Origin of the sequence: Flexivirga oryzae (assembly GCF_014190805.1) — a bacterium.
GTDB classification, from domain to species: Bacteria; Actinomycetota; Actinomycetes; order Actinomycetales; family Dermatophilaceae; genus Flexivirga; species Flexivirga oryzae.
Genome location: NZ_JACHVQ010000003.1, coordinates 187,761 through 204,511, shown reverse-complemented (window position 1 = coordinate 204,511; position 16,751 = coordinate 187,761). Strand labels below are relative to the sequence as shown.

At 70.2% G+C, this 16,751-nt stretch carries 18 protein-coding genes; 11 read left to right on the top strand and 7 right to left on the bottom strand.

Annotated features, from left to right (window positions below; translation table 11 throughout):
- Positions 1 to 232: 232 nt before the first annotated feature.
- Together FHU39_RS17945 and FHU39_RS17940 are read right to left on the bottom strand one after the other, a co-directional pair.
- Positions 233 to 1,132, bottom strand: coding sequence for a LysR substrate-binding domain-containing protein (locus FHU39_RS17945; RefSeq protein WP_183322086.1), 900 nt, complete (start codon positions 1,130 to 1,132; stop codon positions 233 to 235).
- A gap of 10 nt (positions 1,133 to 1,142) precedes the next feature.
- Positions 1,143 to 2,351 carry a CaiB/BaiF CoA transferase family protein gene (locus FHU39_RS17940; protein WP_183322085.1) on the bottom strand — a complete coding sequence of 403 codons (1,209 nt, stop codon included), beginning with the start codon at positions 2,349 to 2,351 and terminating at the stop codon, positions 1,143 to 1,145.
- A 193-nt stretch (positions 2,352 to 2,544) separates the two neighbouring features.
- Here FHU39_RS17940 and FHU39_RS17935 point away from each other — a divergent pair, with 193 nt between their 5' ends.
- Positions 2,545 to 3,747: an acyl-CoA dehydrogenase family protein gene (locus tag FHU39_RS17935; RefSeq protein ID WP_183322084.1), complete on the top strand. Its 1,203-nt coding sequence runs from the start codon at positions 2,545 to 2,547 to the stop codon at positions 3,745 to 3,747.
- Here the strand turns inward: FHU39_RS17935 and FHU39_RS17930 are convergent, their stop codons facing one another.
- On the bottom strand, positions 3,748 to 4,596 hold the full coding sequence (locus FHU39_RS17930; protein WP_183322083.1) for an SDR family oxidoreductase: 849 nt from the start codon (positions 4,594 to 4,596) through the stop codon (positions 3,748 to 3,750).
- Complete coding sequence (locus FHU39_RS17925; RefSeq protein WP_183322082.1) at positions 4,580 to 5,167, bottom strand: hypothetical protein; 588 nt, start codon at positions 5,165 to 5,167, stop codon at positions 4,580 to 4,582. Before FHU39_RS17925 ends, FHU39_RS17930 begins: the two co-directional genes overlap by 17 nt.
- Before the next feature lie 117 nt (positions 5,168 to 5,284).
- On the opposite strand from FHU39_RS17925, the gene FHU39_RS17920 reads away from it, so the two are divergent.
- The 7 genes from FHU39_RS17920 (at position 5,285) to FHU39_RS17890 (ending at position 11,689) form a co-directional block, all read left to right on the top strand.
- Positions 5,285 to 5,803, top strand: coding sequence for a peptidylprolyl isomerase (locus tag FHU39_RS17920; RefSeq protein WP_183322081.1), 519 nt, complete (start codon positions 5,285 to 5,287; stop codon positions 5,801 to 5,803).
- Positions 5,804 to 5,814: 11 nt separating this feature from the next.
- The gene (locus FHU39_RS17915) at positions 5,815 to 6,681 is read left to right on the top strand and encodes a rhomboid family intramembrane serine protease (RefSeq protein ID WP_343065983.1); all 867 of its coding nucleotides are present in this window, start codon (positions 5,815 to 5,817) and stop codon (positions 6,679 to 6,681) included.
- Between the two features lie 134 nt (positions 6,682 to 6,815).
- Positions 6,816 to 8,201: an efflux RND transporter periplasmic adaptor subunit gene (locus tag FHU39_RS17910; protein ID WP_183322080.1), complete on the top strand. Its 1,386-nt coding sequence runs from the start codon at positions 6,816 to 6,818 to the stop codon at positions 8,199 to 8,201.
- Entirely contained in the window at positions 8,198 to 8,896 is a 699-nt protein-coding gene (locus FHU39_RS17905; RefSeq protein ID WP_221185664.1) for an ABC transporter ATP-binding protein, read from the top strand. Before FHU39_RS17910 ends, FHU39_RS17905 begins: the two co-directional genes overlap by 4 nt.
- On the top strand, positions 8,896 to 10,122 hold the full coding sequence (locus FHU39_RS17900) for an ABC transporter permease (RefSeq protein ID WP_183322079.1): 1,227 nt from the start codon (positions 8,896 to 8,898) through the stop codon (positions 10,120 to 10,122). The genes FHU39_RS17905 and FHU39_RS17900 overlap by 1 nt, the downstream gene beginning before the upstream one ends.
- 3 nt (positions 10,123 to 10,125) lie before the next feature.
- Positions 10,126 to 11,004 carry a hypothetical protein gene (locus FHU39_RS17895; protein ID WP_183322078.1) on the top strand — a complete coding sequence of 293 codons (879 nt, stop codon included), beginning with the start codon at positions 10,126 to 10,128 and terminating at the stop codon, positions 11,002 to 11,004.
- Complete coding sequence (locus tag FHU39_RS17890; RefSeq protein WP_183322077.1) at positions 10,997 to 11,689, top strand: efflux RND transporter periplasmic adaptor subunit; 693 nt, start codon at positions 10,997 to 10,999, stop codon at positions 11,687 to 11,689. The genes FHU39_RS17895 and FHU39_RS17890 overlap by 8 nt, the downstream gene beginning before the upstream one ends.
- A 54-nt stretch (positions 11,690 to 11,743) precedes the next feature.
- Here FHU39_RS17890 and FHU39_RS17885 read toward each other — a convergent pair whose 3' ends face one another.
- Positions 11,744 to 12,415, bottom strand: a complete 672-nt coding sequence (locus tag FHU39_RS17885) for a helix-turn-helix transcriptional regulator (protein WP_183322076.1) — start codon at positions 12,413 to 12,415, stop codon at positions 11,744 to 11,746.
- Between the two features lie 93 nt (positions 12,416 to 12,508).
- Here FHU39_RS17885 and folE point away from each other — a divergent pair, with 93 nt between their 5' ends.
- Positions 12,509 to 13,117 carry a GTP cyclohydrolase I FolE gene (gene folE / locus FHU39_RS17880; protein ID WP_183322075.1) on the top strand — a complete coding sequence of 203 codons (609 nt, stop codon included), beginning with the start codon at positions 12,509 to 12,511 and terminating at the stop codon, positions 13,115 to 13,117.
- Positions 13,118 to 13,334: 217 nt separating this feature from the next.
- On the opposite strand, the gene FHU39_RS17875 is transcribed toward folE, so the two are convergent.
- Positions 13,335 to 13,958: a TetR/AcrR family transcriptional regulator gene (locus FHU39_RS17875; RefSeq protein ID WP_183322074.1), complete on the bottom strand. Its 624-nt coding sequence runs from the start codon at positions 13,956 to 13,958 to the stop codon at positions 13,335 to 13,337.
- Between the two features lie 104 nt (positions 13,959 to 14,062).
- Here FHU39_RS17875 and FHU39_RS17870 point away from each other — a divergent pair, with 104 nt between their 5' ends.
- Together FHU39_RS17870 and FHU39_RS17865 are read left to right on the top strand one after the other, a co-directional pair.
- Positions 14,063 to 14,998: an SDR family oxidoreductase gene (locus tag FHU39_RS17870; RefSeq protein ID WP_183322073.1), complete on the top strand. Its 936-nt coding sequence runs from the start codon at positions 14,063 to 14,065 to the stop codon at positions 14,996 to 14,998.
- A 2-nt stretch (positions 14,999 to 15,000) separates the two neighbouring features.
- Positions 15,001 to 16,203 (top strand): MFS transporter, encoded by a 1,203-nt coding sequence (locus FHU39_RS17865; RefSeq protein WP_183322072.1) that lies wholly within the window; start codon positions 15,001 to 15,003, stop codon positions 16,201 to 16,203.
- 13 nt (positions 16,204 to 16,216) lie between these two features.
- Here the strand turns inward: FHU39_RS17865 and FHU39_RS17860 are convergent, their stop codons facing one another.
- Positions 16,217 to 16,690: a cell division protein CrgA gene (locus FHU39_RS17860; protein ID WP_343065982.1), complete on the bottom strand. Its 474-nt coding sequence runs from the start codon at positions 16,688 to 16,690 to the stop codon at positions 16,217 to 16,219.
- Positions 16,691 to 16,751: the final 61 nt, after the last annotated feature.

Below are 16,751 nucleotides of genomic sequence, written 5' to 3'. Positions count from 1 at the left end.
TGACGGTCTCGCCTAGCGGCTCGACCTACTCGGCCACCGCTGCTTACTCGGCCACCGCGGGTGTGTGCGGGACCTCGATCACGGTCTCGCCTAGCGGCTCGACCGACTCGGCCACCGCTGCTTACTCGGCCGCCGCGGGTGTGTGCGGGGCCTCGATCACGGTCTCGCCTAGCGGCTCGACCTACTCGGCCACCGCTGAAATCAACGCCGCTGCTTACTCGGGCAGCGCTGGTTACTCGGGCACCGTTGGGAAGACCTTGTGGGAGAGCGCGATCACGGCGGGCAGGACCGGGTTCGGGTCACCGCGCCGCCAGATGAGCCGCACTTCGGCGGTCGGCTGGCTCGGTCGTAGCGGCTTGAAGATCACGCCGGGCGCGGGGACGTTGTCCCGCACCCCGCTGAAGTTGAGGGCAACGCCCTGACCGACGGCGACCAGCATCAACTGGGTGGACGAGTCCGGGGCGATCTGGGTGACACGAGGGACGAAACCGCCGTTGACGCCCAGCACGTTCAACCGGTTCGGCAGCGTGGCGCCGCTGGCGCCCGGCAGGACGATCCACGACTCGTCGACCAGATCGCCCGGGGCGACCGCCGATTGCCCGGCCAACCGGTGATGCTCCGGCAGCGCAACCAGCAGCTCCTCGTGCCCGAGCAGCCGCGACTCGACCTGCGCCGGCAGGAAGTCCCAGCGGCCGATCAACATGTCCAACGACCCGTCCAGCACCCGCTGCAGACCGGTGTGCGAGAACTGCGAGCTGAACAGTTCCAACGTGATGCCCGGCCGTTCGCGCTGGATGCTGCGCGCGAGTGCGCTCACCAGCCTGTTCACCGAGGCACCCGCGAATCCCAGTCGCAGTCGGCCGGTTTCGCCTGCGTCCGCCTGTTGCACGATCTCCTTGATGCGCCGCGACAGCAGGACCAGCTCCTGCGCCGGCTCGATCAGCGCGGCCCCCTGCGGCGTCAGTGTCACCTGGCGGGTGTTGCGCTCGAACAGCTGCACCTCCAGGTCCGCCTCGATCTGCCGGATCAACCGGCTGAGCGGCGGCTGCGCCATGTGCAACCGCTCGGCGGCCCGGCCGAAATGCAGCTCCTCGGCAACAGCCAGGAACGCCTGTGCCTGATGGACGTCCACAGGGCTCAGGTTACGGTGCGTCGTCGCCACTCGTGGTCGCCTCGAGCCAGCGCGTCACCTGATCGCGGTCGCCGTCGAGGATCGGAGCCGACTTCGAATAGTCGAGCGGACTCTCGCTGAACCGAATCGGGTTACGTATGGCGGGGATCCGCCGCTCACCCGTCCCGGTCTCCACCACCGGCTCCAACCCGAGCTGCTCGGCGAACTGCGTGCCTTCGGCGACGGTGAGAATCGGCGCCGCGGGCACGTTCGCCGCCCGCAACAACTCGAACCAGTCCGCCGCCGGCCGGGTCTTGAGCCGCTCGGTCAACAGGACGCGCAACTCGCCGCGGTTCGCGTTCCGGGCCTCGTTCGTCGCAAACCGGGCATCCCCGGGCAGTTCCGGCAGCTCCAGGCAACGGCACAGTGCGGCGAACTGCGGGTCGTTGCCGACGGCGATCACGATCTCCTTGTCAGCGGCGGGCAGTGGCTCGTACGGATACAGACTGGGGTGCTCGTTACCCATCCGGGTCGGCACGACACCGCCGGCGACATACGCGGAGGTCTGGTTGACGAGCCCGGACAGCGCCGACGACAGGAGATTGACCTCGACGTGGTCACCCCGCCCCGTCTCGTCCCGCACCCGCAACGCCGCAAGTATGCCGAGCGCGGAGTGCAGACCGGTGATGACGTCGAACACCGCGACTCCCGAACGCATCGGCTCGCCGTCGGCCGAACCGGTGAGCTCCATCATCCCGGACAGCGCCTGCACCAGCAGGTCGTAACCGGGCAGGTTCGCACCCCCGTCGGTGCCGAAACCGGAGATCGACGCGTAGACCAGGTCCGGCCGCTCCTGCCGCAGCGTGGCGGCGTCGAGGCCGAACTTCTCCAGCCCGCCCGGCTTGAAGTTCTGGATCACCACATCGGCCCGGTCGACGATCCGCCGTACGACCGCGAGATCGGCCGGGTCCTTGAAGTCCAGCGCGATCGAGTACTTGTTGCGGTTGACCGACAGGTAGTAGGTGCTGTCGTCACCGCGTCGCGGCGGCGACCACCGGCGGGTGTCGTCACCGCCCGGACTCTCCACCTTGATCACCAGTGCACCCAGGTCGGCGAGCAGCATCGTGCAGTAGGGGCCCGCCAGCACCCGGCTCAGGTCGGCGACCACGACGCCCGCGAGCGGGCCGACCGCCGGTCGCTCGAAGATCTCCTCGAGTGTGGACCTGTCTTCGTGCGCCATGCTGGGTGTCCTCTCCACGATGTGTTCAGCAGCACTCTGGCGGACAACGCACCCGGCACGCGAGCACCAGACCGACAAGCCACACACACCAATACCCTCTAGGTATTGATCGGCCTATTCAGTTGCATTTCAGCGTGGTTATCCGGGAACGTCGAGAACGAGCAATCCGCGAAAGATGACCTGGAGGACCCCCATGGCGAACAACCCCGCTGCCCGAATCGACCCGCTGGACCCGGCCGGTCTGGCCGACCTGTTCACCGACGACGAGCGTGCCGTCGCCGCGGCGGTGCGCCAGTTGTGCGCGGACCGGATCGACCCCTACGTAGCGGACTGGTTCGAGCGCGGCGAGATCGACGACGTCCGTGGCCTGGCCAAGGAGCTCGGTTCGCTGGGTCTGCTCGGCATGCACCTGGAGGGCTACGGCTGCGCCGGTATGTCGGCCACCGACTACGGGCTCGCGTGCCTGGAGCTGGAGGCGTCCGACTCCGGCATCCGTTCGCTGGTCTCGGTGCAGGGGTCGCTGGCGATGTTCGCGATCTGGAAGTGGGGCAGCGAGGAGCAGAAGCAGCAGTGGCTGCCGCGGATGGCGTCCGGCGACGCGATCGGCTGCTTCGGGCTGACCGAGCCGGACGCCGGCTCCGACCCGGGCAGCATGCGCACCCGGGCCCGCAAAGATGGTGACGACTGGGTGCTGACCGGCCGCAAGATGTGGATCACCAACGGCAGCATCGCGGATGTCGCGGTGGTCTGGGCACAGACCGACGAGGCCGAGAACGGCCGTGGGATCAGGGGATTCGTCGTTCCGACCACCACTCCGGGCTTCTCCGCGCCGGCGATCAAGCACAAGGGGTCCCTGCGCGCGTCGGTCACCGCCGAGCTGGTCCTCGACGAGGTCCGGCTGCCCGCCGACGCCGTACTGCCGGACGTCCGCGGCCTCAAGGGCCCGCTGTCCTGCCTCAACGAGGCCCGCTACGGGATCACCTGGGGCGCCATGGGCGCGGCACGTTCCGCACTGCAGGCCGCACAGGCCTACGCCACCGAGCGCACCCAGTTCGGCAAGCCGATCGGTGCCTACCAGCTGACCCAGGCGAAGCTCGCCGACATGCACCTCGAATACGCCAAGGGCGTGCTGCTCGCGACACACCTGGGCCGCCGCAAGGACGCCCACCGGTTGCTGCCGGAGCAGGTCAGCCTCGGCAAGCTCAACAACGTCCGCGAGGCGCTCGAGATCTGCCGGACCGCCCGCACGATCCTCGGTGCCAACGGGATCTCCTACGAGTTCCCGGTGATCCGGCACATGAACAACCTGGAGTCGGTGCTGACCTACGAGGGCACCGTCGAGATGCACACGCTGGTCGTCGGCCAGGCCGTGACCGGTCTGTCGGCCTTCCGCTGATCAGCCGCGCAGCAGTTGCTCCAGGGACGTCGCCGGCCGGCCCAGCAGCCGCTCGACGTCCGGGGTGACCTCGGCGAGTTCGCCGGCCGCGATCGCGGTGTAGGTCGACACCCAGGCGTCCAGCTGCCACTGCGGCGCGTTGTATGACGCCCGCGACGTGTACGCCTCCGGCACTGTCTCCGGGTGATAGGCGGTGGCCCGACCGGTCACGGCGCCGATCGTCTCGGCGACCTGCGCGAGGCGCAGCGACCGCGGCCCGGTGAGCGTGTAGGTCGCATCCGTGCTCGCCTCCGGCGCACGCAGCACCGTGGTCGCGACCGCGGCCACGTCGTCGCGTGCCACCGCCGCGACCGCACCGTCGCCGGCCGGGCCCCGGATCACGCCGTCCGCGCCCACCCAGTGCACCAGCACGTCGAGGTAGAAGTTGTCGCGCAGGAAGGTGAACTTCAGCCCGGACCGCCGGATCAGCTGCTCGGTCGCGAAGTGGTCCCGCGCGAAGGTGAACGTCGCGGTCGGCGAAGCACCCGCGAACGAGGTGTAGACGATGTGCCGCACGCCCGCGGCAGCCGCCGCATGCACGAAGTTCTGATGCTCACGCAACCGGTCCGGGCTCTCGGTCGCCGACACCATGAACGCGGTGTCCACCCCGTCCAGCGCGGCCGCGCACGTGGCCGGGTCGGCATACGAGCCCTGGATGATCGACGACCCGGCGAGGGACGGTGCCCGATCGGGTGACCGGACGAACAGCCGTGTCGGAACGCCGGATCGCGCCAGCGCATCCGCCACCCGGCCGCCGATCGCACCGGTCGCGCCGGTGATCAGGACCGGGCGGTCACTCCTGGGCGGCATGCCGGCCCTTGCGGCCGGACACGGCCGCATCGACCTGCTGCTCCGCGTCACCGACGGCGTCGTCCGAGCCCGGCAGCGTGACCGGTTCGGTCTCCGCTTCGGCGGCAGCGGCGTCACGACGCTCCACCTCGGGCAGCTCCGAAGCGGCGACGGCGCCACCACCGGACTGCTGCTTGCCGCGCACCAGCAGCGCGACGGCGGCGGCGCCCGCGACCAGCCCGAGCGCGATGAACAGCTTGCCCTTCCGGTGGCGTTTCGTGGCGACCTGCGGCACCACCAGCTCCACGGTGCTCCGTGCCTGCTCGGGCAGCGCGGCGTAGGCCTGGTCGCTCGCGGCGCGCGCCTTCTTCGCAGCCTTCTTGGCGGTCTTACCGGCCGACTTCTTGGCCTTCTTCGTCGCCTTGGCGACCTGGGGCTGGGCTGCATCGACGGCGTCGCTGAGTCTCTCGGCGGCCGACTCGATGACCGGAGCCGCCTTCTCCCGGGCGACGTCCGTGGCGTCACCCACCGTCGACACCGCTTCGGCGACCTTGTCCTTCGCCACGTCCTTGCGCGAGGTCTTGCTGAACACGTGAGCCCTCCTAGACATGTGAGATCCCCTTCATCCTGCCAACCCGGACCGCAGAGTCATAACGCCGGTCGGATGCACTGGATGGTGCGACGCCTCCGGGATGCGACACTGGGGCGCATGATCGCAACGCTGCACACCAATCACGGCGACATCAAAGTCAACCTCTTCAGCAACGACGCCCCCAAGACCGTCGAGAACTTCGTCGGCCTCGCGCAGGGCACCAAGGAGTACCGCGACGACGCCGGTCGCACCAACCCCACGCCGTACTACGACGGCCTCACCTTCCACCGCATCATCCCCGGCTTCATGATCCAGGGCGGCTGCCCGCAGGGCGTCGGCATCGGCGGCCCGGGCTACGAGTTCGACGACGAGATCTCGCCGGAGCGCAACTTCTCCGCGCCATACATCCTGGCCATGGCCAACGCCGGCAAGCGCGGCGGGCACGGCACCAACGGTTCGCAGTTCTTCATCACCGTCGCGCCGACCACCTGGCTGCAGGGCAAGCACACCATCTTCGGTGAGGTCGCCGACCAGCCCGGCCGCGACGTGGTCGACAAGATCGCGGCCGTGCAGACCGGTGCGCAGGACCGCCCGGTCGAGCCGGTCGTGATCGAGAAGGTCACCGTCGAGTCCTGACCGAGTCGTCCGTGACCAACTCGATGGGGGATCTCCCCCACTGCCCACGCCACCCGGACCGGGTGGCGTTGGTGTCATGCCAGCGCTGCGGCCGGCCGACCTGTGCGGAATGCCAGCGGCCGGCCGCGGTCGGCGTGCAGTGCGTCGACTGCGTCAAGACGCACCAGAAGCAGTCGCGCAGCCTGGTCACCGCGTTCGGCGGCCGGGCCGTCCAGGGGCGGCCGGTCGTCACGATCACCCTGATCGCGATCTGTGTGGTCGTGTGGGTCGCGCAGAAGGTCGACCCGACGGTCACCACCGACATGCTCTACGCGCCCGTGCTGTCCGGTCAGGACCCGTGGCGCTTCCTGACCGCGGCGTTCGTGCACTCCCCGGACACGCCGTTCCACCTGCTGTTCAACATGTACGCCCTGTGGATCGTCGGGCAGTACCTCGAGCCGATGCTGGGGCGCGCCCGGCTGCTCGCGCTCTACCTGATCTCCGCGGTCGGCGGGTCGGTCGGGTACGAGTTGCTCGCGTCCACCCCGAACTCGCCGACCGACTACCCGACGGGCTGGGTGACCCCGACCGTCGGCGCCTCCGGTGCGGTCTTCGGCCTGTTCGTCGCGGTCGTCGTGCTCAACCGCCGGCTCGGCCTGGAGAGCGGGCCGATGATCGGGTTGATCGTGATCAACGCCGTGATCGGTTTCGTCCTGCCCGACATCGCCTGGCAGGCGCACCTGGGTGGTGCCGTCACCGGCGGGCTGTGCGCCGGCGCGATCGCGCTGCTCGGGCGCACCCGCGCGCGGTGGCAGTGGCCGGCGCTCGCCGCGATCGTGGTGCTGCTGATCGCGCTGGCCGTCATACGTTTCGAATCCGTGCACCTGCCGGTCGGCTGACCCCGGCCGATTTTCAGCGACACCACATCTTCGCCACAGCCTGTCGAGGGCCGTTTCGTAGCCCGCAGGTATGAACTACGGCGGCTGGCCGCCCGGAACGACCCGGTCGGCACGGGATGCGAGGAGTCGGCCGGGTGGGCAGGAAGAAACAGTGGTGGCTCGCGTTGGTGGTCGCGGCGGTCGTCGCGGTGGGCGGCGGGACGTGGTGGTTCATCGACGCCCGCAGGACCGATAGCGGGCAAGGGACGTCGGCGGGCGCGGCGACCAGCGTTGCGCAACCGGTCACCTTGGGCACCGTGAGCCGCACGGTCAGTGTCTCCGGGACCTTCACCCCGACGCACGTCGCAAACCTCAACTTCGGTAGCGGCGGCACCGTCACCGCGGTCACCGCGACCGTCGGCGAAAAGGTCACGGCCGGAGAGAAGCTCGCCACCATCGACGCGACCTCCCTCAAGGCGGAGGTCACCGCCGACCAGGCGAGCCTGACGGCCGCGCAGGCGCAGCTCACGTCGGCAGAGTCGTCCGACGACAGCTCGCAACTCAGCAGCGCGAAGGCGCAGGTCACCGCGGCCGAGGCGAAACTGACCGCCGCGAACCAGGCCGTGACGGACGCGACCTTGCGCAGCACCGTCTCCGGCACCGTCGCGGCCGTCAACCTCACCGTCGGTGACCAGGTCAGCGGAACCTCGAGCAGCTCCGGAACCGGCGGCGGTGGTGCGGCGAGTTCGGCTTCCGGCGGTGCCAACCAGGGGACCGGGTCGTCCAGCAGTTCGTCGGCCCAGGTGGTGGTGGTCGACACGACCAAGTGGACGGTCGATGCGTCCGTGAGCGCCGCCGAGTTGTCCTCGATCAAGAAGGGCCAGGTCGCGTCCGTCTCGGTGTCGTCCTCCACGTCGTCGGACACCACCGGCCGGCAGTTCTTCGGCGGCGCGAACGCCTCCGGCGGCACCGGATCGTCGCGCCGGACCGGATCGTCGGGCTCGACCGGCAACTCCGGCACGACGTCGTCGGGCGGTTCGGGCAGCAGCGCGAGTTCGGCCGCGTCATACACCGGCACGGTGACGACCGTCGGCATGATCGCCAGCACGAGCAACACCTCCGTGGCGACGTTTCCGGTGACGATCGTCATCGACGGTTCGCACACCGGGCTGTATGACGGCACCAGCGCGACCGCGCTGATCACCACCAGCCAGCAGAAGAACGTCCTGTCCGTCCCCACGGCGGCCATCAGCACGTCGAGTTCCGGCACGCCGACCGTCACCGTGCAGGACGGCAAGGCCACCAAGCAGGTGACGGTCACGGTGGGCGGGGTCTACGGCACCCGCACCCAGATCCTGTCCGGTGTCTCGGCCGGTCAGCTGGTGGTCGTCGCGTCACGCAACCCGTTCGGCACCCAGTCCGGATCGAGTCGCTCGGGTTCGTCGGGTTCGTCCGGTGGACTCGGCGGATTCGGTGGCGGCGGAGGCTTCTCCGGCGGGGGCGGCAACTTCCCGGGTGGCGCGCCGGGAGGCGGCCAATGAAAGCCGTGCCCACCCCACCGGTGCTCGCGCTGCGCGAGGTCACCAAGGTCTACCGGAGCGGCGACCTGGAGGTGCACGCGCTCCGCGGCGTGGACCTGGAGGTCGAGGAAGGTGACTTCGTCGCGATCATGGGGCCGTCCGGGTCGGGGAAGTCGACCCTCATGCACATCCTCGGCTGCCTCGACGTACCCACTTCCGGCAGCTACGAGTTGGACGGCCTGGACGTGTCGGAGATGACCGAGCGCAGCCTCGCTCAGGTGCGCAACACCAAGATCGGCTTCGTCTTCCAGCAGTTCAACCTGCTGCCCTCGCTGAGTGCGCTGCGCAACGTCGAGCTGCCGCTGGTGTATGGCGGGCTCGGTCGCCAGGAGCGCCGCGACCGCGCGGTCGCGGCGTTGGAGCGGGTCGGGCTCGGCGACCGCCTCGACCACCGGCCGACCCAGTTGTCGGGTGGCCAGCAACAGCGCGTCAGTGTCGCCCGGGCGCTGGTGACCGAACCCGACCTGATCCTCGCGGACGAACCGACGGGCAACCTGGACTCGGTCGCCACCCGGGATGTGCTGGGCCTGTTCCAGGAGCTGCACGACGCCGGGCACACCGTCCTGCTGATCACCCACGAGGCGGACATCGCCGCCCAGGCGTCCCGCCAGGTGTTCATCCGCGACGGGCACCTGTTCACCGACGAGGCGGCCTGATGGGCGCCGCGGAAACACTGCGCACCGCCTACGAGGCGATCGGGCACCGGCGACTGCGCTCGGTGTTGACGGTGCTCGGCATCACCATCGGCATCGCCGCGGTGGTGCTCACCGTCGGCCTCGGGCAGGGTGCCCAACAGCAGGTCGCCAGTCAGATCAACGCCCTCGGCACCAATCTGCTGGTGGTCTCCCCCGGCAGCTCGACCTCGACCTCCGGGGTGCGCGCCGGGCGCGGTTCGGCGACGACCCTGACGAGCGCGGACGCACAGACCCTGGCCGACTCGAAGGTCGCGCCGGACATCGAAGCGGTGGCCCCGACCATGAGCGGCTCGGCGGAACTCGCGGTCGGCGACACCAACTGGACGACCTCGGTGGTCGGGACGACCCCGAGCTGGCTGCAGGTGCGCGCCCGGTCGATCGCGCTCGGACGCTTCCTCAGCGCGGACGACCAGGACAACGCGGCTGCGGTGGTCGTGCTCGGATCCACCACGGCTCAGGAGCTTTTCGGCGTCCGGTACCCGGTCGGGCAGACGGTGACGATCGCGGCGCAGAGCTTCACCGTGGTCGGCGAGCTCAAGTCGGCCGGGTCCACCTCCACGACCGACCAGGACGACACCGCCATCGTCCCCGAGACGACGTATGCCGCGCGTCTCGCCTCGTCAGGCTCGACGAGTCTTTCCGACATCTACCTGCAGGCGCGCAGCTCGTCGGCGTTGTCGGCGGCCTACCAGGAGGCGACGAACGCCCTGACCACCGCGCACGGTGTCACGTCCTCGGCCGCGGACTTCACGGTCACCAGTCAGGCCTCGCTGGTCCAGACCGCGACGAGCACGGCGCACACGCTCACCGTGCTGCTCGGTGGGATCGCGGCGATCTCGTTGCTGGTCGGCGGGATCGGCGTCATGAACATCATGCTGGTGTCGGTGACCGAGCGGATCCGGGAGATCGGCCTGCGGAAGGCGCTCGGTGCGACGCCTCGCGTCATACGAGCTCAATTCCTGTCGGAGGCAAGCATTCTCGGACTTGTCGGCGGCGCCCTGGGGATCGTGATCGGGCTGATCGGCACCCGGGTGCTGCCCAACCTGGTGGGGCAACCGGTGAGCATCTCCGTCGAGGCGGCCGTCCTGGCCCTGGTGGTCTCGATCGTCGTCGGCGTTGTCGCCGGCGTCTACCCAGCGTCCCGAGACGCCCGGCTCGCGCCCATCGAAGCATTGCGAAGTGAGTGAAACATGGTGAAGAACAAGACTTTCGGTGCGCTGTCGGGTGTCGTGGGCGTGCTGTTGCTCGCCGGCTGCGGCGGTGCGGCGGCATCGGTCTCGACCCCGTCGGGGACCAGTCCGGCGAGCGGGTCGACCGCGGGACCGCGGGGCAACGGCTTCCGGCAACCCGGAGTGAGCGGGGTCATCGCGTCGCACACGGGGAGCACCGCGACGGTGAACTCGACCAGCGGCCAGTCGTCGACGGTTACCTGGACCTCGAGCACCTCGATCATCGAACAGCGACAGGCCACGCAGAGCGCACTGACGAACGGCGCCTGTGTCGCGGTCCGCTCGCAGGGGGCCGGATTCGGTGGCGCCGGAGGCGTTCGGCCGTCCGGCCGTCCGTCCGGGTTCCCCAGTGGGCGGCCATCGGGTGTGCGCCCCTCGGGCACACGCTCGTTCGGGACGTTCACCATCCCCAGCAAGGTGACCGCGAACGGCGTCACCATCGAGCAGGCAGCGGCGTGCGGGACGGCCGGGTCACGTTCCGGCGGAGGCGGATTCGGCGGCTTCGCAGGGAAGGTCTCCAACCGGTCCGCCACGGGCTTCACGCTGACGGTCACCGTCCGGGCGAGCGCATCCGGCACTTCGTCAGCTGCGCCAACGACGTCGACGAAGAAGGTTGCCGTGACGACGAACTCGTCCACGACCTACACGCGCGAGACCAAGGGATCCGGGAGCAGCGTGGTGCCGGGTGAGTGCATGACGGCGCTCGGCACCGAGTCCGGCAGCAAGCTCGCCGCGCGGCAGATCGTCGTGTCGCAGTCGGTGAACGGCACGTGCGACTCCGGTTTCGGCTTCGGTGGCCGCGGTGCCGGGTCCGGTGACGCAGGAGCGAACAATGCCTGATGCGAGCCGTCCCCGCAGGGTCATCGGCTGGACCAGTGCCGGGCTTGCGGTCGCCGTGGTCGCGGCCGGGGCCTTCTACGTCGCACAGTCGGCGGACGCCGGCGTCGCCGGCAACTACCGCACGGCAACGGCGACGAAGGGATCGGTGAGCCAGCAGGTCGCGCTGACCGGCACGGTCGAGCGCGTGAAACAGGCTTCCGTGGCGTTCCCCGTCAACGGCACGGTCGCGTCGGTCGGCGTCACCGTCGGTCAGCGGGTGACCGCCGGCCAGGAACTGGCCGCGCTCGATCCGACCGCACTCAAGGTGGCGGTGGTGACGGCGCAGGCCACGCTGGCGTCCGACAAGGCGCAGCTGGCCAGCGCACAGGCGGGTACCACCGGGTCGTCGTCGAGCTCCGCGCAAACCACCGGGTCCGCGGTCCCGTCCGGCTCGTCGGGCTCGTCCGGGTCCACGCGGCCATCCGGGTCGTCCGGGTCTTCGGGGTCCGGGTCCGAGCTGGCCGCCCTGAAGTCCACCTCCGGCACGCTGTCCCGGCAACTGCGGACGCTGCAGTCGGCCAATACCGCCGAGGGCCGCAGCTGCGCGCAGTTCCTGACCGGTGGCGGTTCGACACCCACCGGCTCGGCGGCGGACTCGCGGGCGGTACTCGCCGTTTCGGCGGCTGACGCCCGAAACACCGGCTGACGCCCGGAACGCCGATTGACCCCGCAATGTCGCCGTCAGCGGGCGGTGTGACCGTCAATGGGCGGCGCCGGCGCCGTCGTCGTGTATGACGACGCAGCAGTGGCCGGGCCGCGGCGCCAACTGCGCCCGACCGGGATCCTCCCCGCGCCCGGCGAGCAGCCCGCGCAGCAACGCGTGGTTGAGCCCGCAGACGAGGTCGACGTGTCGCTCCACCAGGTGGTGGAACGGGCAGTTGCGCAGGTCGATCGTCCCGTCGACCAGCTCGGGGTCGTACCCGCGGCGGCGCAGGATGTCGAGCAGGTCGTCCCCCTCGGCGGCGGCCGCACGCCCCTCGTCGGCCGCCGCGGTGAGCAGCGCAGCCCGGACGTTGCCGGAGTCGTCTGCGTCGATGGCCTCGGCGAGCAGCCCGGCGAGGACGTCGTACCGGCGCGGCGGGACGGTGACCGACAGCTCGTCGCGGGTCCGCTGGTAGAGCTTGGCGGGTCGCCCGGCGCCCGGCCCGGTCTGCCCGGCCGGCCGCGCGTAAGTGGTCGCCAGCAGCCCGGCGTCGGCGAGCTTGTCGAGGTGGTATGCCGCCAGGGTGCGGCTGATCCCGACGGCGTCCGCGGCGGCGTCGCGTCGTACGGCACCTTCCTGCCGCAGGACGTATTCGTAAAGCCTCCTGCGCACCGGGTCGGCCAGCGTGGACAGCCCGGCGAGCGGGTCGCTCTCGCCTGCGTCGTTCATCCCCTCGAATCTATCACCAATAAATCTTGACAAATATCGGTCGTCGCGGGTACTTCTAAAACCGGTGACGTTGTCGATAGAAGAGGTGTGGCCATGTCCGTCGTGCTGGCGCCCGAGCCCGAGCAGCTGTCCTGGTCGGGTGAGCGCCCGATGGATCTGGTCGCCGCGGAGGCGGCGGCCGCGCAGTTCCTGCGTGCCCTGGGCGTCGAGCTGGACTCCGAGCACCTGCGCGCGACGCCGCGCCGGATGGCAGGAGCCTGGGCGGAGATGCTCACGCCACGCCCGTTCCAGCTGACGACCTTCCCCAACGACGAGGGGTATGACGAGCTCGTGCTCGCGCGGGACATCCCGTTCCGGTCGGTCTGCGAGCACCACCTGCTGCCGTTCACCGGGCGCGCCTGCGTCGCCTACCTGCCGGGTGAACGCATCGTCGGCCTGTCCAAGCTGGCCCGGATCGTCGAGCACTTCGCCTGCCGCCCGCAGACGCAGGAGCGGCTCACCAAGCAGGTCGCGGACCTGCTGGACGAGCAGCTGGCACCCCGGGCGGTCGGTGTCGTCATGGAGGCCGAGCACTCCTGTATGACGCTGCGCGGCGTCCAGGCGACCGGGTCCGGCACGGTCACGTCCACGCTGCTCGGCGACCTGCGCAGCGACCCCCGCTCGCGGCAGGAGTTCCTGTCGCTCGCCGGCGTCCAGCGCTGACCGCGCACGACCCGGTCGATCACCCGATCGAAGTTACACACATGTGGTTTTCCACCGCTTGTGGATAAGACTGTGGACAACGCGACAGGTATTGCGGCGGCAGGCCCGGAACGGCACGAATCATGCCGCGATCGCCCAGAACTCGCTCCGATCGGAGTTACATCGGTGTAGTTTTCCACGGCCTGTGGATAACCCTGTGGACGACCACCGTGCGGTGTCACGTCTGGTGTCCCTGCGCGCCGATGAGGTCCTGGACGAGGCGCAGGGAGAGCCTGCCGGCCTGCTGACCGCCCGGTGCCTCCGCCGCGCGTTCCATCGCCCATCGATCCAGCACGCCCAGCACGGTGACGGTCAGTTCGACGGCGAGGTCGGCGGGGATGTCCTGCCGGACGAGGCCGAGGTCGAGTCCGCGGCGCAGTGCGGCATTGAGCCAGCCGGCCACGTCGTCACGCAGCGCCTGTAGCGCCCCGTCGGCTTCGGCCGTGTCATCGCGGTGATACATCAGCCCGAGGTGGCGCACCTCGGGATGCCGGTCGGCGGTGTCGGCGAGCGAGTCCACCAGGCGCGCCATCGCGGGCCAGAAGTCCGTTGCGGTGAGCGTGTCGAGCTCGGGGACCGCGAGCCCGGACCCGAGCTCTTCCCGCAGCGCGAGGACCACGCGGTCGTGCAGTCCCCGTTTGCCGTCGAAGTAGTGGTAGAGCGAACTCTTCGCCCAGCCGGCCGTCTGCAGCACGTCGTTCATCGACGCTGCCCGGTAGCCGTCCCGCGCGAACGCAGTTGCCGCGGCGAGGAGGAGGGAACGCTCACTGGCGGGGTCGACGGGTCGCGCTGGTCGGGCCATGGGTGGAGCCTACCGAATTTGTAGACCGGCTGGTCCATAAATCGTGTACTGTCTGGTCCAAGAACTCGGACGAGCCCGGAGACGGACAGTAAGGAGACATCGGCATGGCTTCAGATCGACGTTCGGACAGCGCGCCGCCCATCGACGGTCGGCGCGTTCTGGTGGCCGGCGCGACCGGCTATCTCGGCGGGTACCTGGTGCAGGCCCTGCTGGCTGCGGGGTGCCGGGTGCGCGTTCTCGTGCGCCGGGCGGAGCAGGCGCAATCGTTCCCCGACACAGTGGACGTCTTCGTCGGACAGGTCACCGAACCGGCGACCCTGTCCGGGGTGGCCGACGACGTCGACGTCGTCTTCTCCGCGCTCGGCATCACCCGCCAGCGCGACGGCGTGAAGTACCTGGACGTCGACTACCGCGGCAACCTCGCGCTGCTGCGGGCGGCCGAGAAGGCGGTCGTGACCCGGTTCGTGTACGTCTCGGTGCTGCACGGGCGGGAGCTGCGGCACCGGGTGCGGCTGGTCGCGGCGAAGGAGAAGTTCGTCGACGCACTGACGGCCTCGCCGATCTCCGCAGTGGTGGTCCGCCCCACCGGCTACTTCTCCGACATGGGCGAGTTCCTCGCGATGGCCGGCCGAGGTGCCGTGTCCCTGATCGGTGACGGGCAACATCGGATCAACCCGATCTCGGGTCGCGACGTCGCGACCGCGTGCCTCGCGGCCGCCGGGTCGAGTGCGACGGACGTCCCGGTCGGTGGGCCCGATGTCCTCACCTACGAGGGGATCGCGCGCGCGGCGTTCGCCGCGCACGGCACCTCGCCGCGGATCCGCCATCTGCCGCGTGGTCCGGTCGTCGCCGCGGTCCGGGTGCTCGCCCGGTGCACCCCCGAGCATGTCCACGGGCCGGCGCAGTTCCTGACCGCCGTACTGACCCACGACATGGTGGCGCCGGCGGCCGGGTCCGACCGGCTGGCCGACCATTTCGCCCAGCAGGTCGCGGACGGCGGCCGGGGAACGACCACCGACCGCATCGGGACGGCGAAATAGCGATGGCCACGGCAACGGACCTCCGCCCGGAGCGGGTCGGCTCGCGTTTCGGACTGTGGGTGGTGACCGCGGTGCTGGGCCTGTTCCTCTTCGCGGCCGGCGCGCCGACCCCGCTGTACGGGATGTATGCCGCCCGGTGGGGTTTCACGCCGGCGACGTTGACCGTGATCTTCGCGGTCTACGCGGTCGCGTTGCTGGCTACCTTGCTGGTCACCGGGTCGCTCTCGGACGCGGTCGGCCGCCGCCCGGTCATCCTGGCCGCGCTGGCGTTGCAATCGCTGAGCATGGTGGCGTTCCTGGTCGCCGACGGACTCGGCTGGCTCTTCGTCGCGCGGATCGGCCAAGGGGTGGCGACCGGCCTGGTGACGGCGGCGGTCGCGGCGGCGCTGATCGACCATCAGCCCGCGAACCGGCCCGGGTTGGGGCCGTTGCTGAACGCCGTGACGCCGATGCTCGGCCTGGCGTTCGGGTCGCTGGTGGCCGGTGCGCTGGTGCAGTACGCCCCGCACCCGCTGCGCCTGGTCTATGCGCTGATGCTGGCCGGGTTCGTGCTACTCGCGGTGGCGATGCTGCGGGTGCCCGAATCGGTCGCCGAACGCCGCCCGGTCGACCTGCACCCCCGGATCGGTGTCGCCCCGGAAACGCGAGCGATGTTCTGGGTGGCACTGCCCTGCATCGTCGCCTGCTGGGCGCTCGGCGGTCTCTTCCTGTCCCTCGGGCCCTCACTGATCAGGCAACTGGGCCATTCGACCAACCACCTGCTCGGCGGCGCGACCGCGTTCGCGTTGTGCGCGGCCGGCGCGCTCGCCGGGGTTCTGGTGCGCGGCTGGACCTCGCACCGGGCGATGCTGACCGGGTGCGCGCTCCTCGTCGCGGGACTGGTGATCGCCGTCACGGCGATCACCACCGCGCACGTGGTGTTGCTGCTCGTCGGCAGCGTGGTTGCCGGTGCGGGCTTCGGCGCGGCCTTCCTCGGGGCGTTCCGGACCCTGGTGGTGGCGGCGGACCCGGCGCGCCGCGGCGAACTGATCGCCGCGTTGTACGTCGTGGCCTATCTGGCGTTCTCCCTGCCGGCCGTGGTGGCCGGTCTGCTGACGACCCGGGTCGGGTTGCGGGCCACCAGCGTGGGGTACGCAGTCGTGGTCGCGATGCTCGCCGCGTGCTCGATCGCCGCCGCCGCGCGGCGTCAGCGGCGGACGGGGTGAGGCGGGAGCGGGTTCAGCGCCAACGGGTCGTCATACCGAAGCCGACGAGGATCAGGACGAACCCGATCGCCATGTTGCCCAAGCCGATGCCGGGGATCGGATACTTCTCGGCGGACAGGTAGTAGACGACCAGCCAGAACAGCCCGACGACCATGAAGGTGCACAGCGTCGGCACCCACCAGCCGGGGCTCGGTGCGTCGATCGCCTGGGCGGCACGCTTCTCCTCGCGCTCGACGTCGGCGGTCTTGCGCGCCGTCCGTTTCGCCTCGCGGGCGGCCTCCCGCTCGGCCCGCTTGGCCTCGCGGGCCGCCTCCTTCTCGGCGTCCCGGAGGGCCGCCCGGTTGGCCGCCTTCTTCGCCTCGAGGTCGTCGATGGCCTCGGTCGCGACCTCCGCCTTGTCGCCGGTCGCGGCGCGGGACTCCTGCTCGGCGATCAGCTCGGCCTCGTCGGTGTCGGCCTGGTCGGCTGGCTTGTCTCGCTCGCTCACGTACGTCGCTCCTACAGCGGAATGAAAGAATCTCGGACAAGACTAAGTCACCGGCGCTGTG

Coding starts and splice junctions, on each gene's coding strand:
- FHU39_RS17865 (WP_183322072.1), top strand. CDS start 15,001: ATGGCCACGGCAACGGACCTCCGCCCGGAGCGGGTCGGCTCGCGTTTC.
- FHU39_RS17930 (WP_183322083.1), bottom strand. CDS start 4,596: ATGCCGCCCAGGAGTGACCGCCCGGTCCTGATCACCGGCGCGACCGGT.
- FHU39_RS17900 (WP_183322079.1), top strand. CDS start 8,896: ATGGGCGCCGCGGAAACACTGCGCACCGCCTACGAGGCGATCGGGCAC.
- FHU39_RS17920 (WP_183322081.1), top strand. CDS start 5,285: ATGATCGCAACGCTGCACACCAATCACGGCGACATCAAAGTCAACCTC.
- FHU39_RS17890 (WP_183322077.1), top strand. CDS start 10,997: ATGCCTGATGCGAGCCGTCCCCGCAGGGTCATCGGCTGGACCAGTGCC.
- FHU39_RS17940 (WP_183322085.1), bottom strand. CDS start 2,351: ATGGCGCACGAAGACAGGTCCACACTCGAGGAGATCTTCGAGCGACCG.
- FHU39_RS17905 (WP_221185664.1), top strand. CDS start 8,198: ATGAAAGCCGTGCCCACCCCACCGGTGCTCGCGCTGCGCGAGGTCACC.
- FHU39_RS17895 (WP_183322078.1), top strand. CDS start 10,126: ATGGTGAAGAACAAGACTTTCGGTGCGCTGTCGGGTGTCGTGGGCGTG.
- FHU39_RS17885 (WP_183322076.1), bottom strand. CDS start 12,415: ATGAACGACGCAGGCGAGAGCGACCCGCTCGCCGGGCTGTCCACGCTG.
- folE (WP_183322075.1), top strand. CDS start 12,509: ATGTCCGTCGTGCTGGCGCCCGAGCCCGAGCAGCTGTCCTGGTCGGGT.
- FHU39_RS17935 (WP_183322084.1), top strand. CDS start 2,545: ATGGCGAACAACCCCGCTGCCCGAATCGACCCGCTGGACCCGGCCGGT.
- FHU39_RS17870 (WP_183322073.1), top strand. CDS start 14,063: ATGGCTTCAGATCGACGTTCGGACAGCGCGCCGCCCATCGACGGTCGG.
- FHU39_RS17875 (WP_183322074.1), bottom strand. CDS start 13,958: ATGGCCCGACCAGCGCGACCCGTCGACCCCGCCAGTGAGCGTTCCCTC.